Raw genomic sequence first — 16,446 nt, 5'->3', positions numbered from 1 at the left:
CCAGGGCGTCAGGCGCGTTGGAACCGGGCCGCCCATTCGTGGACGCGGTCGAGCAGTTCGGGCGGGTGGACGACGTGGAAGTCCGCGCCGAGCACGCCCAGCGACATGATGGGCCAATCCAGGGAGTGCGTGGTCATCCGGATGCGGCAGTGCCCGGCGTCGACCTCCTCGACGGTGCACCACCGGCCGATGCGCTCGCGCGCGACGGAGGCCGGGGCGTCGGCGAGCACCTCCACCCGGTAGGGACGCGGCAGGTTGTCCAGGCCGGCGCGGACGAAGTCGGCGGCGTCGGCGGCCGGCAGCTCGCGGGGACGAAACCGGGCGCCGGTGCTCTCGGGCCCGACGAGCCGGTCGACCCGGAAGCTCCGCCAGTCGTGCCGGGTGAGGTCGAACGCGACCAGATACCAGCGGCGGCCGAGACGGACCAGCCGATGCGGTTCGACGTGCCGCTCGGTCCGCGTGCCGTCCGCGGAGGTGTAGGTGATGCGGAGCCGTTCACGGTCGCGGCAGGCCAGCGCGGCCGCGGTGAGCACGCCCGGGTCGACGCTCGTCCCGTCCTGGCCGTCCCATCCGGCCGGCACGGTCATCGTGCGCAGCGCCTCGACCCTGTGCCGCAACCGGGCGGGCATCACCTGCACCACCTTGGCCAGCACCCGCACCGACGACTCCGCGATGCCCTCCACCGCCCCGAGAACGGCGGTCTGCAGTCCCACGGCCAGCGCGACCGCTTCCTCGTCGTCGATGACCAGCGGCGGCAGCGCCGCCCCGGCGGCGAGCTGATAGCCGCCGTCGACCCCGCGCTGCGCCTCGACCGGATAACCCAGCTCGCGCAGCCGGTCGACGTCCCGGCGCAGGGTGCGTACGGAGACTCCCAGCCGTTCGGCCAGCTCCCCACCCTGCCAGTAGCGGTGGGTCTGGAGCAGGGAGAGCAACCGCAGCGTCCGCGAGCTGGTGTTCGCCATGTTCTCGATTGTCGCGTCGATTCAGGCCAGAAAGTGACCGCTATGGTCCCTAGCGTGGTCACCGACCGACGAACGGAACAACGGAAGGCGGAGCCCGTGACCACCACCGAGACGAGCATCGGCGACCTCGACGACGCCCCGGCCGTCGGCGGCGAGCGCGCCGACCTGCTGGCGGCGCTGGCCCAGAGCCGGCACTTCCTGCGCTTCACCACCCGCGACCTGACCGACGAGCAGGCCGCGCAGCGGACCACGGCCAGCGAGCTGTGCCTGGGCGGCCTGATCAAGCACGTGACCCTGGTCGAGCGCAATTGGGTGGACTTCATCCTGAACGGCCCGTCGGCGATGGGCGACGCCGCGACCATGACCGAGGCCGAGCAGACCTGGTGGACCGGCCAGTTCCACATGCGGCCCGGCGAGACGCTCTCCGGCGTGCTGGCCGCCTACGCCGAGGTGGCCCGCCGTACGGACGAAGTGGTGGCCACCCTGCCCGACCTCGGCGCGACCTGGCCGCTGCCGAAGGCCCCGTGGTTCGAGCCGGGTGCGCGCTGGTCGGCCCGCCGCGTGCTGGCGAACATCATCGCCGAGACCGCCCAGCACGCCGGCCACGCCGACATCATCCGGGAGTCCCTGGACGGCGCCAAGAGCATGGGCTGAGCCGCGAGAACGGGCAGGCCCCTCGCCTGAGGGCCCTGCCCGAAGCTCACCCGGCCGAGACTCCGGCTGTGCCCGATCACGGAGCTGTACCTGCGCTCGATCTACCTATAGGCCGTCCTGCTGGGCGTGCCCCAGAAGCAAGGGCTCACCCTTCTGGAGGAGCGCATGGTCGCCGCGCTCGATACCTCGCTGGCGGCGACAATGACCGAGCTCGAACGCGAAGTCAGCTCTTTCGCCATCGGCTGTGGGCGCAGCATCTGAACCCCGTACGGGGCCCCAGCCATCTGCTGACCGCCTACCAGCGCCGGCACGTGCTCTGCGAGCGCTCTACGTCGCCGTTTCACGCCCTGAAACAGCGCCACCGTCCTGCGCTCTGTCAGCTGAATTCAAGCTGAGCGCTGCTCGGGCTGGGACTGGCGCAGTTGTGCGAGGTCCAACTCAATCCGGCGCCCGTGGACGGTGACTACGATGCTGGCACCCTCGGCACCGGTGGCCACCAGATAATCGAACAGCGTGGACAGCAGCATGTCGTTACGGTTCTCCAGGCGGGAGACGACCCCTTGGCCGACCCCGAGCTTCCTGGCCACCTCCACCTGGGTCATCTGCCCGGCCTTGCGGATCATCGCGAGGTTCATCGCGTGGACGCGATCCATCTCCTCGGCCGACTCGTGTGCCTTGGCGACCTCGGCCGCGATGTCCGGATCAGCCAGGAGTCGCTCCAGGTGGTCATTGCCGCGGACGAAGGTCCGCTCCGGCTCGGTCATGGCTTCTCCTCGTACGAGGTTTCCCGTTTCCACTGAGCGATGAGGGCGTCCGCCCGGGTGGCGACGCTGTTGTAGAAAACATCCCCGATCCGGGCCTTGTCACCGGCGAACAGCGCGACGACGACTGTCCCGCTTTCGGGCGGAAACCAGCAAATCAACCGGATCGCCACCTCCGGATGGTAGGCGTGCGAGACTCGCCACAGCGGATAGCGCCGTGACTGGCGTACCCACCGGAGCGTGGCCGTCTCCTCGTCTCTGTGTGGAGGTTCGGCCAGCTTCCGCAGCTGATCCAATGCCCGGGCGGTGAGGACCAGCTTCAGTCGAGATCGATGGTCACCTGCCCTCGCTTCCGCCTCAAGCCGGTCGAGCCAGGCCCCGAAGTCAGCCGGCCAGTCGATGTCCACAGCCCACAGTATGGCATGGAAGGCATATGACTTGCACGTCATATCAAAAAGGTGAACCTTCTCAGCACCCCGTCCAATCGGACCCCCGACTTGCCCCAGCGCGCCCGGGTGACGTCCCCTTGGGTGGTGTAACTCCAAGCTGTCGATGCAAACCCCCAGACCGCTGCCGAAGGCCCCGTGGTTCGAGCCGGGTGCGCGCTGGTCGGCCCGCCGCGTGCTGGCGAACATCATCGCCGAGACCGCCCAGCACGCCGGCCACGCCGACATCATCCGGGAGTCCCTGGACGGCGCCAAGAGCATGGGCTGAGCCGCGAGAACGGGCAGGCCCCTCGCCTGAGGGCCCTGCCCGAAGCTCACCCGGCCGAGACTCCGGCTGTGCCGATCACTGCTCAGGTGTCTCGGTCAGCCGGGCCGCCGCCTTCCTCGCCGCGCGCAGGATCTCTTCGGAGACAGGGGTGCCCGCCGTCGCCCGGGCGAGCAGGAGGGCGCCCACGAGAGTGGACAGGGCCGCCAGTCCGGTGTCCCCGGGAGCGATCCACCCGGCCATGTCGCGGATCCCGGCGGCGTAGGTGTCGCGCCATTCGGGATCCCGGGCGAAGTCGCCGGCGAACCCGGCCGCCGGGCATCCGTTGCCGGGGTCGTCACGTGCTTCGGGTGACAGGTAGGCGTCGATCAGCGACGACCACGCGGCATCGTGACCGGCGTGGTCGCCGTCCAAGGCCGCCAGACGCCGCAGCATGTCGGAGAACGCCTCGGCCGTGGCCTCGTCGACGAGCGCCGCCTTGGAGGCGAACTGCTTGTAGAAGCCGCCCTGCGTCATGCCGACCGACTGCATGACGTCGGCGACGCTCACGTCGCGCACGCCCTTCTCACGGAAGAGTCGCGAGGCGGATTCCACCACACGCTGTCGGTTGGCCCGTGCCTCGGCCTGTGATGCTCGGCTCATCTTCGATCCCTCGTCGCTCCGATCGAGAACGTGTCGGAGGCTTGATGCCAGGTGTCCGGGGGGCGGCGTACCGCGGAAAACCGGATTACAAGCGCAATCTATACCGGGCGGGCCAGCCGGAGACTCACCGTGAGGTGCGTCACGAAACCCGGCCACCCGTACGCCCTACTTAGATTACGACTGTAATCTAAAGACGCTGCGGCGAACTCGCGTGCGCAGCCACTCGACGGGATGGCCGACATGAGCACCTACCTGATCAACCACCTCCGCATCCCCGGGGACATCCCCAACGAAGCGGGCCTGTCCTACCTCGAACAGGTCGAGGCCACCGTGAAGCCCTACGGCGGCAGGTGGCTCGCCAACGGCGAGGTCAGCGTCGTGGAGGGAGCCTGGCCCGGCACGGTCGTCGGCGCACGGCCCCGATCCGTACGCCGAGGCCGGTCACAAGATCCGCCGGCGGCAACGGTACAGTTCAGCAGGCGTCACCGAGCCCCCCCGCCTCGCCAGCCGCTCGTGTGAGGCGGGAGACCGCCTGCGCGCATCACGGACGGGGAAACCCTCCCATGAGTCCCGATCTCGCGACGACCGCCGAGTCGGCGAAGTGTCCCCGTCCGAGTCCGTCAATCGGTCGTCGGCTGAAATACAAGGGATGACGCATGAGCTCCACCATCTCCCGCTCCCTCGCGCAGGGCAGGCATGAGATCAGCATCGAGGGAACGCGGCAGGTCTTCCACGTCGCGGGCACCGGCCCGGTGTGCCTGGTGCACTCGGGCGGCCCGGGCATCGCCTGGGAGTACCTGCGGATGCCGGCCCTGGAAGAGCACCTGACCATGGTCTATCTGGAGCCGATCGGCACCGGGTCCTCCGGCCGCCTCGACGACAGCCGTGACTACCGGATCGACACCTACGCCCGGTTCGTCCATGGCGTGGTCGAGCACCTGGGCGCGCCCAAGGTCTACCTGCTCGGCCACTCGCACGGCGGATTCGTCGTCCAGCGTTACGCGCTCGATCACCCCGATCGCGTCGCCGGAGCGATCCTCTACTCCACCTCGCCGGTCACGGGAGAGGAGTTCTGGGCCGACGCGATGGCGAACATCGGCAGGTTTCCACAGCGCCTCCCCCACCGGCCCGCGGCCGGCGAGATCCCGGCCGCGTTCCAGCGAGCGCTGGCGGCCCAGGACGACGAGGCGTACACCACGTCCCTGCGGGAGATCCTCCCGCTGTACTTCGGCGACTACTGGACGAACGAGCAGGGCCTGGAGCCACTGCGCGCCGGCCTGAGCGCCTGGATCGACCCGATGCGCGGCGAGGAGCCCGCGCCGTTCGACGTACGGGACCAGCTCCGCTCGCTCGACGTCCCCACGCTGATCATTTCCGGTGTGCACGACTTCTTCGGCGGCACGCGCTGGGCACGCCTCGCTCACGAGATCATCACGGGTTCCCGCCTGAAGGTGCTCGAGAACAGCGGGCACATGGGCCATCTCGAACAGCCCCAGGAGTTCGTCGGCGCGATCCTCGAATTCGCGCGCGCCTGAGCCGCGTACGTCGTCCGGCTTGAGTCTCGAGCCGCTCGAAGGTGCAGGCTCGTCGTGTGACTGACGGAACAGAGCTGTACACCGTAGGCCAGATCGCTCGGCGTACCGGTCTTTCGGTGCACACCATCCGCTTCTGGTCCGACAGCGGCCTGATCGCACCCACCGGCCGCTCGGCCGGTGGATACCGCCTCTACGACGCCGCCGCAGTGGCCCGGTTCGACCTGGTCCGGGCCCTGCGCGAACTCGGCATCGGGCTGGAGGCCGTACGGCGCATCCTGGCGCGGCAGGCGACGGTGGCCGAGGTCGCCGAGGTGCACGCCCAGGCGCTGGACGCGGAGATCAGGGCTCTGAAGCTTCGCCGCGCCGTGCTCCGCACGATCGCCAAGCGCGGCGGCACAACCGAGGAGACGACGATGACGCACAAGCTCGCCCATCTGTCCGCCGCCCAGCGGCAGCAGGTCATCGACGAGTTCGTCGAGAACACGTTCTCGGGGATCGCGCTGGACGGCGACGCCGAGGTGGTCGCGGAGTGGATGCGGGAGCTGCCCGACGAGCTGCCGGACGATCCGGCGCCGGACCAGGTGGACGCCTGGATCGAGCTGACCGACCTGGTCGCCGACGAGGACTTCCGGCAACGGCTCCGGCGGATCGCCCTGGCCGGCGCCTCACCCGTGGCGTCGCGCCACGGCTACGAACTCCGTGCCCTGGCCCTGCGGCACGCCGGCCGGGCGACGGCCGAGTCCATCGCGCCGGACTCGGCCGAAGGCCGCGCGGTTCTCGACCGGATCATCAAGCCCGGCGTGCCGGCCGCCGAACGCGACGAGCTGCGCCGCTGGCTCGAGACCGTCGCCGACGCCCGGGTGGAGCGCTACTGGGAGCTGATGGCCGTGCTCAACGGCCGTGCGCCCGCTCCGCCGGCCGTACCCGCCTTCACCTGGCTGGTCGCCGCCATGCGCGCCCACGGCTGAGCCGTACGCGCGGCTCCGGGATGTACGGGGCGGATGAAGAGGTGGGGGCGGCCCGACCCTTGAAGGGCCGCACAAAAAGGCACAATCGGTCCGGCTCGCCGCATTGGCCGGATGCGCAATGGCGACGCGGTTCCGGCGTTGATAACGGCAATGAGGAACACCCGATCCTCATCGGACAGTGGCCCGGCATGACGGCGATGCGGCGCTTCTACGGACCTGTCCCAAGCCGGGATGGTGCTGTGAATCCGTCCCATCGCGGGCTCTGATATGAACCGATTTTTCCAGTGCGGCCGGGTCCAGCAGTTGGACGCGACCCGCTTGACTGAAATTTTCAGGGATTCTTGTCCGGACTTGTCGGGATAAGGCGACCACGCCAGAATCAGTTCATCCTTCAACTATTTGACGAAGGGTCCCGCACGGATGAGGAGAGGCATGAAGCGCACCATCTCCGTTCTCGCCGTCGCCACCGGCGTCCTCGGCGCCACGCTCACCGGCATCGGTCCCGCGTCCGCGGCCACCCCCGCGGTCGACTGCTCCACGGGCGGATACACACGGACTCTGACCAGCTACGTCCCCACCAATGTCCAGCGGCCGGCGGTGGACGGTCGCAGCTACAACATCGGCGGTCCGCTGGCGTACACGTATGAGGTCTGCCTCGACATCCCGGACACCGAGACGTTCACCATCGAGGTACGGATCTGGAACAACGGGACACAGACCGTGTTCGTGGACGACCGGCCCGGAGACAAGGTCTTCCGCTACTCCCTCGACCCCAACAGCTTCTGGCAGGTCTACGGCACGATGACCGGGCCCGGCAGCACCTACATCTACTACACCTGGAACGAGAAGCAGATCCAGACCTGACTCTGAACGGGCCGGCCGCCGCGCTGAGCCGAGGCGGCCGGCTACAGGGGGCCGGCGGCCTCAGCCCTTGAAGGCACCGTTCATGATCCCGGCCACCATGCGCCGCCCGACGAAGACGAACAGGACGAGCAGCGGGAGGGTGGCGAGGAAGGAGCCGGACATGGCGAGGCCGAGGTCGATGTTGAAGCTGTTCTGCAACGCCTTGATCGCGATCTGGACGGTGTACATCTCCGGCGACTTCAGCACCACGAACGGCCACAGGAAGTCGTTCCACGCGGTGACGAAGCCCAGCAGACCGAGCACGAAGGCGGCGGGACGCACCAGCGGAAACGCGACGCGCCAGAAGATCTGCCAGGTCGAAGCCCCGTCGATGCGGGCCGCCTGAAGGATCTCGTCACTGATCGCGGACGCGATGTGCTGGCGCATCCAGAAGATGCCGAAGGCGTTGGCAAGCCCGGGGACGATCAGCGCCTGGAGCGTGTCCACCCAGCCGAGCGACGAGATGATCATGTACTGGGGGACGATGGCGAGCTGGGTCGGCACGGTCATCGTCAGGACGACGAACAGGAACAGCGCGTTGCGGCCGCGGAAGCGCATCTTGGCGAACGCGAAGCCTGCCAGCGCGCACAGCACCGCCTGGCCCACGCCGATCGACCCGGCCACGATCAGGCTGTTGACGATCGACCGGACGAACGGCACGGTCGAGAACACCAGGCCGGCGAGGTGGAAGAAGTTGCCGCCCGGCACGATCTCGGGCGGCAGCTTGATCGCCGTCGCGGTGTCGGTGGTGGCGACGATGAACATCCAGTACAGGGGGAACAGGCAGGCGAAGGCGGCGAGCGCCAGCAGCGCGTAGACCCACCATCGGACACGGTCACCGGAGCGTGGCCTCGTCGTGCGCATGATCGCCCCCTCAGCCCTTGACCGGGCGGATCCGGGTGGACAGGAAGTAGTTGAGACCGGCGAGCGCGACGACCATCACGAACAGCGCCACGCCGATCGCCGCGGCGTAACCGAACTTGAACTGGATGAACCCCTGCTCGAACAGGAAGAGCGTGAGCGTCTGGCACTGACGGATCGGCCCGCAGGTGTTGGCCGCGCCGCGGTTCAAGAGCAGGGCCTCGGTGAAGATCTGCAGCCCGCCGATCGTCGAGGTCACGATCGTGAACACGATGACCGGGCGTAACGCGGGGAGGGAGATGTGCAGGAACTGCCGCACATTTCCGGCCCCGTCAACAGCGGCCGCCTCGTAGATCGCCCGGGGAACGGCCTGCAGGGAAGCCAGGTAGAGGAGCGTCGTGTAGCCGAACCACCGCCAGGTCACCATGACCGCGATCAGCACATGGCTCCCCGCCACCGACTGGGTGAAGTCGATGTGCTCGAAACCCACCAAACCGAGCAGCCAGTTCAGCAACCCGTAGTCACGGTCGAACATCTGGGCGAACACGATGGCGGTGGCGGCCACCGAGGTGATGTACGGCACGAGCATCGTCATGCGGAAGAACAGAGCGAGGCGCAGCCGCACGTGGTTGAGCAGATGCGCGAGCACCAGCGCGACCAGCAACTGCGGCACTGTGGACAGCAGCCAGATGCTCACGGTGTTGCGCGCCGCGTTCCAGAACCGCACGTCCCCGACCAGCCGGCTGAAGTTGTCCAGGCCGACGAACACGTGCTCGCCGATCGGGTTCCAGTCGAACAGCGCCACGTAGAAGGTGAACAGCAGCGGGATGAGGCCGAACACCGCGAAGAGCACGAAGAACGGGGCGATGTAGGCGTAGGGGGCGACGATCTCGGTGAAACGACGCCGCGCCGTCTCCGCCGGCGGGGCCGGGGGCAGGCCCGCCTTGGTGGCGCTGATGCTCGTCGTCACGGTCTGCTCACTTCCTCGCCGCCGGCGCGGGCGTGGGGACGGCCCGAGCCGGCGGCGTACGCGAAAGGTCCGGGGTCGTGGTCTCCCTAGCCGCCGATCGCGGTCTTGATATTGGTCACCGCCGCGTCCCACGCCTTCGCGGGATCACCCTTGCCCTGCTCGACGTTGGCGATGGCGTTCGTGAACTCGATGCCGATCGTGGTGCTGTCCGGACCGATGAGGAACGGCTTGAGGCCGAGCAGCGAGTTGGTGTAGATCGTGCCGATGGGCGCGCCGGAGAAGAACGGGTCCTTGACCGAGGTGAGCTTCGGGTCCTGGTAGACCGACGGGGTCGAGGGCAGTGACCTGGCCTGAGCGAAGTGGTCGAGCTGGCCCTGCGGCGACTGCGTGGCGGCGATGTAGTCCCAGGCGGCCTTCGGGTTCTTGGCGCCCTTGGGGATGGCGAGGAAGCTGCCGCCCCAGTTGCCCGAGCCGCCGGGGATCGTGGCGATGTCCCAATTGCCCTTGGTGTCGGGGGCGTTGTCGCGGATGGAGCCGAGCATCCAGACCGGTGCGGCGATGGCGGCGAAGTCCCCCCTCTTCATCGCGGCGCTCCAGCCCTCGGTGAACGTGCTCTGCTTGGCGGTGATCCCGGCGGCCACGGCCTTGAGCGCCAGGTCGAAGGCGGTCTTGACCTGGGGGCTCTGTTCGTACACCAGACTGCCCGCGGGGTCGTAGTACTTCTGATCCCCCTGGTTGACCACCTGCGAGTAGATGCTCCCGCCGGCGTTGTCGACGAACGCCTTGCCGGTGGCCGCCGTGTACTTCTTGCCGGTCTCGATGAAGGCGTCCCAGGTGGGCCAGAGCTTGCCGACCTCCTCGCGGTCCGTCGGCAGCCCGGCCTTCTTGAACAGGTCGGTCCGGTAGGCGATGGCCATGCCGCCGACGTCGGTCGGGATGCCGATGATCGCGCCGTCCTTGGTCGTCGACTGGCTGATCACCCAGTCGAGGTAGTCGCCCTTGATCTTGTCGGCGCCCATCGTGCGCAGGTCGACGAAGTTCTGCGGCTGCTGGACGAACTTGGGCAGGTCGTCGCCCTGGATCAGCACCAGGTCGGGCACTTTGCCCCCGGCGAGCGCGGTGGTGAGCGCCTGCGCCGTCTCCTGTGCGTTCCCCACCTCGGTCAGCTTGATCTGGACGTCCGGCCTGATCTTTTTGTACTCCTCGGCGGACCCCTTCGCGTTGATCCCTGTGAACGACCAGAACTCGAACGACTTGTCGTCGGAGCCGCCGGAGGGAGTCTCGGACGACGAGCCTGAGCACGCTGCCATGCCGAGGGCCGCGGTAGCGGCGAGCGCGACCGCTGAGACGTTGCGGAGCTTCACGGCGACCTCTTTTCGCTTGCTGATGGTCAGGGATGTGATGCGCGGCCCGGCAGCGGGAGAATGCGCTGCGCTCGCCGGACACCTCCTACGCATGCAGGACGGCGACGGCGCCGTGCCGCTTCAGGCTTCGGTTCGCACGTGCCCGACAGGTTCGGCACCGCCATGCCGACCTGGTCTTTCGGTTGCTGAGCCCTCTGACATCACCCTTGAGTATGAAACTTTCGGAGTGTCATGTGGATCGTTGATCCAGGACAATAGGCGTCCGTTAACCGGAGCGTCAAGATTTTCGGGGCAATGTTCCTGAAACAATCGGCCCCGCTGCTTTATGTTTTCGGGCGCGCTCGCCCCTGGCACAGAGCACCGGCGGCTCGGCGGGTACGCGATCGCGCGGCGGCCTGGTCCCCGCGTGGAGGGCGATCCGGCGGCAGGGGCGTCGTCGTGAGGCAAGCTGATGGCGTGAGTGACCACGTACCTCGCGGCGACGTCGGAGCCCCACGGGCGCAGGTCGGCCCCAACCCGCAGCACCTGCTGACGACCCTGCTCGGTGAGTACCTCGACTCCGACGACGCGAGCCTTCCCTCGATGGCGGTGGTCGCGATGCTCAGGGAGTTCGGCATCAGCGAGCCCAGCGCGCGGGCCGCGCTGTCCCGGCTGACCAAGCGGGGATTGATCGCCGTACGGGGATCCGGGCGGCCGCCCGTCTACCACCTCACTCCTCAGGCGATCGCCCGGCATCGCGTCCGGATGGATCAGTTCCTGAGCTTCGGTGCTCGCCCGCGGCAGTGGACCGGCGACTGGGTGACGGTCTCCTTCTCGATCCCCCAATCAGGGCAGGCACAGACCGGGCAGGCGCAGTCAGGGCAGGCGCAGTCAGGGCAGGCGCAGTCAGGGCAGGCTCCACGGCACGCGGTCCGCAAGGCTCTGGGAACGCTGGGTTTCGCACGGCTGTACGACAGCGTGTGGATCCGGCCAGGATCCGATCCAGGCCCGGTCAGTCAGGCGCTGCGTGACATCCTCGACGACGTCGACGGCGCTCGATGGTCGGTGATGAACACGCGGTTCGCCGAGGAGGCGGGTCCGCACGGTCCTGCCGCCGCGTACGATCTGGCCGGCCTCGCCTCGGCCTACGAGGCTTTCCTCGCGCGGTATTCGGACCTGCGGGTGGCCGTCCGCAACGGGGAGGTCGACGCGACCCGGGCCCTGGTGGCCCGGACCTCCGTCATGGACTCCTGGCGGAAGTTCCCGGACATCGACCCGGACCTCCCCGAGCACCTCCTCCCGGCGCCGTGGCCCCGCCAGGCGGCCAGGGAGCTCATGCTGGAGATCCACTCCGCTCTGGGCTCGCTCGCCGAGGCGCGGCTCATCGAGGTCGCGACGCCGCACTGGCCGGACGCCGCGTCATGGATCACCCACTTCGAGGCATCGGAGGTCGCGGCCCCCGACGGCGGGGACGGCTTCGGCGGGGGCGGCTTCGGCGGGGGCGGCTGAAGAAACTTTCACGCGCTCGAACGGCGTGCCCGGCCGCCGGATCGCGTTCCGTGCCCGCCGCGGCGCGCGCCTTCCCGACCGGCCCGCGGCCGGCGAGATCCCCACTGATGCGTCAGGCCGGCGGGCGTCGTGACCTGCGTCGGAGTCGCCCGCACCGGTCCGTCCTCCCGGCACGGAGCAGGAGCCGGTCATGCCCTCCCGATGGCCGGCCGGCCCACGCCCGGAGCCGGATGATCCAGCGGCGTAATCGGTCCATACGCGTGCCGGCCGGCCCACCGAATGCCATTGCTTGACACTTTTTATTACGGCAGTGATAGTAACTGCACGCTGCTCTCATCGGCTCGTTTCGCCTGACACGGGCGAAACTTGCAGTCGATTGTTCGCCACATCGATCTCCAGATTCGGTCGGCGCCCACCAGCCTGGCCGCGGTGGGAGCTGTCGTTCCGTTGTCGGACTCCCTCGGCGTGCGCCCCCTATGCGACGTCCTGTGCGGAGTGCCGTCGTGACCCTGTCGGAGGGCGAAATGAGAAAACGCTCGATCATCAGCGCATTAGTGGTGGCCGCGGTCGCCCCGGTCTGCGCCGGAATTGTGGCGCTGACCACTACGCCGGCCGCCGCGGCGACCGGCGGCTCGGGCCCTTACCCGGCTGATTACGAGACCTCCACCAGCCTGCCCAATCACACCATCTATCGGCCCAACACCCTCCCGTCCGAAAAACTCCCCGTTTTCGTATGGGGCAACGGAGGGTGCTCCGCCGACGGGACGGGGCAGCTGCCCTTCCTCCGCGAGATCGCCTCGCACGGGTTCCTGGTCATCGCCAGTGGCAGCCCGGGCGGTTCCGGATCGACGACGTCCCAGATGCTCACCCAGTCCATCGACTGGGCGGTCGCGGAGAACAGCCGCCAGGGCGGCAAATACAACGGCAGGATCGACACCGGCAAGATCGCCGTAGGCGGCTGGTCCTGCGGCGGGCTGGAGGCCTACGCCGTTTCGAACGACTCACGTATCACCACGACCACCATCTTCAGCAGCGGATTGCTGAACGACTCCGACGACTACCAGCTCCGCCGGCTGACGAAGCCGATCGCCTACTTCATCGGCGGTCCCAGTGACATCGCCTACCCGAACGCCATCGACGACTGGGGCAAGTTGCCGGCGGGGCTGCCCGCGTTCATGGGCAACCTGAACGTCGGGCACGGCGGCACCTACACGCAGACCAACGGTGGCGAGTTCGGCCGTGTGGCGGTGCTCTACCTCAAGTGGCGGCTGAAGGGCGACACGACGGCCGGCACCAACTTCGTCGGCCCCAACTGTGGCCTGTGCAACACGCAGTGGCAGGTCCAGCAGAAGAACCTCACGCTCGGCGACAGCAGCCCCTCCCCGTCGCCCGGCGGCAGCCCGACGCCCAGCCCCACCCCCAGCCCGACCGTGTCTCCGACCCCCGGTGGCGGCAGCGGGGCGGTCAAGGGGGTGGCCTCCGGCCGCTGCCTGGACGTGCCGAACGCGAGCACCTCCGACGGCACCCAGGTGCAGCTGTGGGACTGCAACGGCCAGACCAACCAGACCTGGTCCTCCACCTCCGCCGGTGAGATCCGGGTGTACGGCAACAAGTGCCTCGACGCGGCCGGCACCGGCAACGGCGCCAAGGTCCAGATCTACAGCTGCTGGGGCGGCGACAACCAGAAGTGGCGCCTCAACTCCGACGGCTCCATCCAGGGCGTCCAGTCCGGGCTGTGCCTGGACGCCGTCGGACAGGGCACCGGCAACGGCACCAGGATCCAGCTGTACTCCTGCCACGGCGGCACCAACCAGAAGTGGACCTGGAACAGCTGACCCGCGCCCGTGGCCTGCGGTGCGCACCACCCACCCCGCACCGCAGGCCACGCCGGCCGTCCCTCGGCCGCTGCGACTAACCCCGTTCGAGCGGCTGCTGGCCGGCGTCGGGCTTCGCCGGCTGCGGCGCGTCGTCCTCCACGAAGCGAGGACGGCAGGCGAACCAGCCGGCGATCGCCCCGGGGACGGCGGTCGCGGCGAGCACCAGGAGCGGGACCGACCACGATCCGGTTGCCTCGCGCAGAAGGCCCAGCCCGATCGGGCCGACGCACGCCAGTCCATAGCCGATGCCCTGGACGAAGCCCGACACGGCGGAGGCCGTCTGCGGGCTCCTGGTCCGGCGGTTGATGAGGGTCATGCAGAGCGGGAAGGTGCTCACCCCGATCCCCAGCGCGCACACCCATACCAGCGTGCCGCCGAGCGGGGACAGGAGCAGGCCCAGGTATCCCGCCACCAGGAAGATCGCGCACCCGACGACCACGATGAACGGGTTCGTCATGCGCGTGGCCAGGTGGGGAACCACCAAGGCCGCGAGCATGCCCCACGCCGAGTAGAGCGCGACCATGGTTCCGCCCAGGGCCGCGCTGCCTCCTGCGTCGGTGAGCACGGCCGGGACCCAGGTGATGATCGCGTAGTTGGACAGCGACATCATCGCGAAGAGGATCACCAGGCCCCAGGCCGTCGATGACCGGCTGATCCTCGGTCGCGCATCGGCCGCCGTCACGGCCGCGGGCGCGTGGTGATCGGCGGGCAGCCTGAGTGCCAGGACGAGCCAGACCACACCGGCCACCGCGGCCGGTCCCGCCCAGACGCCCACCGAGAGCCGCCACGTCGCCGCTTCCGCTATCGGGACCGCGAGGAGCGGGGCGGTGAACTGGCCGGCCTGCAGGAGGATCAGGTAAAGCGAGGTTCCCAGCGCCACTCGGTCGGCGAACCAGGCCTTGACCAGCGGAACGATCACGACGTTCGCGGCTCCGATTCCGGCCAGCGCCAGCACGGTCGAAAGCAGCAGCAACGAGGGCGCCGGCGAGAAGGCGCGCATCAGGAGCGACAGAGCCGTCAGGCCCAGCGCCACAGTGGCCGTGCGCTCGAGTCCGAACTTCCTCGTCACCGCCGGGGCGAGAAACCCGAAGACGCCGAAGGACGCCGCCGGCACAGTGCCGAGCAGGCCCGACAGCGCCACCCCGAAGCCGAGATCGGATCCGATGATTTCCAGGAGCGGAGTGAACCCGGTCACGGCCGTTCGCAGGTTGACCGCCGTGAGGGCGATGGCGACCCAGGCCCACAGGGTCAGGCGCCCGCGGCGTAACGGAACGAGCGACGAGGAGAGCGCTGTCACGTTATACTCCAGTGTAAGGTCAGCAGATGATGGGATTATGGGATGACCCACGAAGAGTCTGACACGCGACAGCCCGTCCGTCGAGTGGGCCTTATCGATCAGGCTGCCGAGCGCTTCCGCGAGGAGGTGACCTCCGGACGCTGGCCGGTCGGTGAGCGGATACCGTCCGAGGCCGCACTGGTGTCGGAGTTCGGGATCGGCCGGAACACGGTGCGCGAGGCGGTGCAGTCGCTGGTGCACGCAGGCCTGCTGCGCCGTGAGCAGGGCCGCGGCACCTTCGTCATCTCCAGTTCGGAGCTGACAGGCACTCTCGAACGTCAGCTCGGCGGCGGCACCCGTCGCCACTACCTGGAACTACGCCGTGCCCTGGACAGCGCCGCAGCGTCCCTGGCCGCGATGAACCGCACGGATGCCGACGTCGAACTGCTGCGCGAGCTGTGCGACCGGCGGGAAGCGAGCTGGTCGGCCGACGACCCCGACCTGCGAGCGAGCGCGGACCTCGCCCTGCATCGAGCGATCGTGGCGGCGACGCACAACCCTCTCTACGTCAAGCTGTACTCCAGCATGCTCGACATCTTCGCCGCCCACATGCGCGACGAGAAGATCGAGGACGAGGCCGCGGCACACCGCCACCACCACGAGCTGGTCGAGGCGATCGCGGACGGGGACGCCGACCGTGCCGCCACGAAGGTGGGTGCCATCTTCAAACCCTTCATGCGCTGAACCGCGCGACCACCCGCTGCCCCAGGTGATCGCTGCCGGCCAGAGACCCGGCGCCGGAGGGACGGCGAATCGAATGCCCGAACCTTTTGTCGCACTCGTATGCCAGGATCTCCGTGATCTGTCCCCAGAAAAAACAGGATTCCCATGAGCGGCTACGAGTGGCTCGATGACGACGCCTTCTGCGCGATCTTCGTCCGCGGCCTCACCCCGCACGAGGCGCTGGCCCGCCTTGGCATCGACGTGTTCGACGGCGATGACGAAGAAGGCGAAATCGATGAGGGCCTCATCTGTGCCCGGCCGGCCGAGGGCGGGACCATTCTGAGCGAGTGGAACGGCTACGCCGGCACGCTGGACGAGGTCCTGCGGCCCTTGTCGGCCGGGACGGTCACGGCGAGTGTCTTCGTCAACGTGAACAGGCTCGCGTCCTTCGTGCATTACGCTGACGGCCGCGAAATCCTCTCCTTCGATCCGCTGTTTCCCGGCGACGAGGATGGCATCCCGGAGGACTACCTGGCCGACCGGGCCGAGCTCGGATTGGTCGGTGACAAGTCGGAGGGCGGGCTCGCCGCTGCGCTGCTGCTGGCCGAGCGCATCACCGAAGTGCGGCCCAACGCCTCCAGCGACACCGTGGCCGCCCACGCCGTTCTCGAATACTGAGCCGCTTCCGCCGCCACCGGCGGCGGGCGCGGCGGCCCTCGCCCTGTTTCCGGCCCGGACACGCCCTCCGTGA

General features: G+C 68.7%; 17 protein-coding genes and 1 pseudogene. 10 read left to right on the top strand and 8 right to left on the bottom strand.

Features of this window, described 5'->3' with window-relative positions:
- Positions 1 to 8 precede the first annotated feature (8 nt).
- Positions 9 to 962, bottom strand: coding sequence for a helix-turn-helix transcriptional regulator (locus tag FLX08_RS13040; protein WP_142619096.1), 954 nt, complete (start codon positions 960 to 962; stop codon positions 9 to 11).
- 96 nt (positions 963 to 1,058) lie between these two features.
- Between FLX08_RS13040 and FLX08_RS13035 the strand changes: the two genes are divergently transcribed.
- A complete protein-coding gene (locus tag FLX08_RS13035) occupies positions 1,059 to 1,616 on the top strand; it encodes a DinB family protein (protein WP_244312607.1) in 558 nt (185 codons plus the stop codon).
- 386 nt (positions 1,617 to 2,002) lie between these two features.
- Here FLX08_RS13035 and FLX08_RS13030 read toward each other — a convergent pair whose 3' ends face one another.
- Together FLX08_RS13030 and FLX08_RS13025 are read right to left on the bottom strand one after the other, a co-directional pair.
- On the bottom strand, positions 2,003 to 2,380 hold the full coding sequence (locus tag FLX08_RS13030; protein WP_142619094.1) for a helix-turn-helix domain-containing protein: 378 nt from the start codon (positions 2,378 to 2,380) through the stop codon (positions 2,003 to 2,005).
- Complete coding sequence (locus tag FLX08_RS13025; RefSeq protein WP_142619093.1) at positions 2,377 to 2,784, bottom strand: hypothetical protein; 408 nt, start codon at positions 2,782 to 2,784, stop codon at positions 2,377 to 2,379. The genes FLX08_RS13030 and FLX08_RS13025 overlap by 4 nt, the downstream gene beginning before the upstream one ends.
- A 142-nt stretch (positions 2,785 to 2,926) precedes the next feature.
- Between FLX08_RS13025 and FLX08_RS13020 the strand changes: the two are divergent.
- Positions 2,927 to 3,091: pseudogene (locus FLX08_RS13020) on the top strand (mycothiol transferase); the annotation flags it as partial.
- A 75-nt stretch (positions 3,092 to 3,166) separates the two neighbouring features.
- On the opposite strand, the gene FLX08_RS13015 reads toward FLX08_RS13020, so the two are convergent.
- The gene (locus FLX08_RS13015) at positions 3,167 to 3,730 is read right to left on the bottom strand and encodes a TetR/AcrR family transcriptional regulator (protein ID WP_142619092.1); all 564 of its coding nucleotides are present in this window, start codon (positions 3,728 to 3,730) and stop codon (positions 3,167 to 3,169) included.
- A gap of 240 nt (positions 3,731 to 3,970) precedes the next feature.
- Here FLX08_RS13015 and FLX08_RS41350 point away from each other — a divergent pair, with 240 nt between their 5' ends.
- The 4 genes from FLX08_RS41350 (at position 3,971) to FLX08_RS12995 (ending at position 7,097) form a co-directional block, all read left to right on the top strand.
- Positions 3,971 to 4,249 carry a DUF1330 domain-containing protein gene (locus FLX08_RS41350; RefSeq protein ID WP_208761417.1) on the top strand — a complete coding sequence of 93 codons (279 nt, stop codon included), beginning with the start codon at positions 3,971 to 3,973 and terminating at the stop codon, positions 4,247 to 4,249.
- A gap of 137 nt (positions 4,250 to 4,386) precedes the next feature.
- Positions 4,387 to 5,265 (top strand): alpha/beta fold hydrolase, encoded by an 879-nt coding sequence (locus FLX08_RS13005; RefSeq protein WP_142619091.1) that lies wholly within the window; start codon positions 4,387 to 4,389, stop codon positions 5,263 to 5,265.
- 41 nt (positions 5,266 to 5,306) lie between these two features.
- Entirely contained in the window at positions 5,307 to 6,233 is a 927-nt protein-coding gene (locus FLX08_RS13000; RefSeq protein WP_341874325.1) for a helix-turn-helix domain-containing protein, read from the top strand.
- Positions 6,234 to 6,665: 432 nt separating this feature from the next.
- Complete coding sequence (locus FLX08_RS12995; protein ID WP_142619089.1) at positions 6,666 to 7,097, top strand: hypothetical protein; 432 nt, start codon at positions 6,666 to 6,668, stop codon at positions 7,095 to 7,097.
- Between the two features lie 60 nt (positions 7,098 to 7,157).
- Here FLX08_RS12995 and FLX08_RS12990 read toward each other — a convergent pair whose 3' ends face one another.
- The 3 genes from FLX08_RS12990 to FLX08_RS12980 form a co-directional block, all read right to left on the bottom strand.
- Positions 7,158 to 8,000, bottom strand: coding sequence for a carbohydrate ABC transporter permease (locus tag FLX08_RS12990; RefSeq protein ID WP_076437094.1), 843 nt, complete (start codon positions 7,998 to 8,000; stop codon positions 7,158 to 7,160).
- Positions 8,001 to 8,010: 10 nt separating this feature from the next.
- Positions 8,011 to 8,967: a carbohydrate ABC transporter permease gene (locus tag FLX08_RS12985; protein ID WP_142619088.1), complete on the bottom strand. Its 957-nt coding sequence runs from the start codon at positions 8,965 to 8,967 to the stop codon at positions 8,011 to 8,013.
- Between the two features lie 86 nt (positions 8,968 to 9,053).
- Complete coding sequence (locus FLX08_RS12980) at positions 9,054 to 10,331, bottom strand: ABC transporter substrate-binding protein (RefSeq protein WP_142619087.1); 1,278 nt, start codon at positions 10,329 to 10,331, stop codon at positions 9,054 to 9,056.
- A gap of 456 nt (positions 10,332 to 10,787) precedes the next feature.
- On the opposite strand from FLX08_RS12980, the gene FLX08_RS12975 reads away from it, so the two are divergent.
- Both FLX08_RS12975 and FLX08_RS42040 read left to right on the top strand, forming a co-directional pair.
- Positions 10,788 to 11,819: a PaaX family transcriptional regulator gene (locus FLX08_RS12975; RefSeq protein WP_208761416.1), complete on the top strand. Its 1,032-nt coding sequence runs from the start codon at positions 10,788 to 10,790 to the stop codon at positions 11,817 to 11,819.
- Between the two features lie 524 nt (positions 11,820 to 12,343).
- Positions 12,344 to 13,654, top strand: a complete 1,311-nt coding sequence (locus FLX08_RS42040; protein WP_142619085.1) for an RICIN domain-containing protein — start codon at positions 12,344 to 12,346, stop codon at positions 13,652 to 13,654.
- Between the two features lie 76 nt (positions 13,655 to 13,730).
- Here the strand turns inward: FLX08_RS42040 and FLX08_RS12965 are convergent, their stop codons facing one another.
- Positions 13,731 to 14,993 carry an MFS transporter gene (locus FLX08_RS12965; RefSeq protein WP_167530393.1) on the bottom strand — a complete coding sequence of 421 codons (1,263 nt, stop codon included), beginning with the start codon at positions 14,991 to 14,993 and terminating at the stop codon, positions 13,731 to 13,733.
- An 84-nt stretch (positions 14,994 to 15,077) separates the two neighbouring features.
- Here FLX08_RS12965 and FLX08_RS12960 point away from each other — a divergent pair, with 84 nt between their 5' ends.
- Entirely contained in the window at positions 15,078 to 15,716 is a 639-nt protein-coding gene (locus tag FLX08_RS12960) for a FadR/GntR family transcriptional regulator (RefSeq protein WP_280117098.1), read from the top strand.
- A 144-nt stretch (positions 15,717 to 15,860) separates the two neighbouring features.
- Positions 15,861 to 16,373, top strand: a complete 513-nt coding sequence (locus tag FLX08_RS12955) for a DUF6461 domain-containing protein (RefSeq protein WP_142619082.1) — start codon at positions 15,861 to 15,863, stop codon at positions 16,371 to 16,373.
- The last annotated feature ends 73 nt before the right edge of the window (positions 16,374 to 16,446 follow it).

The sequence above is a fragment of the Microbispora hainanensis genome (genome assembly GCF_006874475.1).
In the GTDB taxonomy this organism is placed as follows: domain Bacteria; phylum Actinomycetota; class Actinomycetes; order Streptosporangiales; family Streptosporangiaceae; genus Microbispora; species Microbispora hainanensis.
The sequence above is the reverse complement of the archived record's forward strand: the minus strand, read 5'-3'. Positions and strand labels throughout refer to the sequence as shown.